Genomic DNA, 702 nt, shown 5'->3' on the forward strand with positions numbered 1-702 from the left:
TGGAAGTAGGACCGCGGGTCGTGGAAGGCGGTGTCGCGGAGCGCCAGGAAGCGCTTGACGTACCAGTCGCGCAGCACCGGCTCGTCGGCGTCGAGATACACCGAGAAGTCGAAAAAGTCCGACACCACCGGCACCGCCTGGCCGTCGCGCGGCAGCCGGCCGGTCTGCAGCACATTGACGCCCTCGACGATCAGGATGTCCGGCCGGTCCACCACAGTGAACTTGTTGGGCACGATGTCGTAAGTGAGATGCGAGTAGATCGGCGCCTTGACCTTGCGGCGGCCTGACTTGATGTCGGACAGAAAGCCGAGCAGCGCCGGCAGATCGTAGCTCTCGGGAAAACCCTTCTTCTGCATCAGCCCGGCACGTTCCAGCACCGCGTTGGGATAGAGGAAGCCGTCGGTGGTGACGAGGTCGACGCTCGGGCGCGGCGACCAACGCGCCAGCAGCGCCTGCAGCACGCGCGCGGTGGTCGACTTTCCGACCGCGACCGAGCCGGCGACGCCGATGATGAACGGCATCTTGCGCTCGACGATGCCGAGGAAGCGGCGCTGCATCGCGCGCGAATACTGGTTCTTCCTGTTTCATCAGGTCGCCGATCTGCCAGAGGCGCTGATCGCCGGCCGCGAAGAGATCTGGCTGCGTCACTTCTTCACCGATTGGTGCCACAACCCGCACAGTATCGGTGAGGACGCGATCGCA

The 702-nt window shown here is 64.8% G+C and carries 2 pseudogenes; one reads left to right on the plus strand and one right to left on the minus strand.

Annotated features, from left to right (window positions below):
* Positions 1–554 (minus strand): annotated as a pseudogene (gene coaA / locus I5M_RS01640) (type I pantothenate kinase); the annotation flags it as partial.
* Between coaA and I5M_RS31965 the strand changes: the two are divergent.
* Positions 511–702: pseudogene (locus I5M_RS31965) on the plus strand (hypothetical protein); the annotation flags it as partial. The pseudogenes coaA and I5M_RS31965 overlap by 44 nt on opposite strands.

Origin of the sequence: Rhodopseudomonas sp. B29 (genome assembly GCF_000333455.1) — a bacterium.
Taxonomy (GTDB): Bacteria; Pseudomonadota; Alphaproteobacteria; order Rhizobiales; family Xanthobacteraceae; genus Rhodopseudomonas.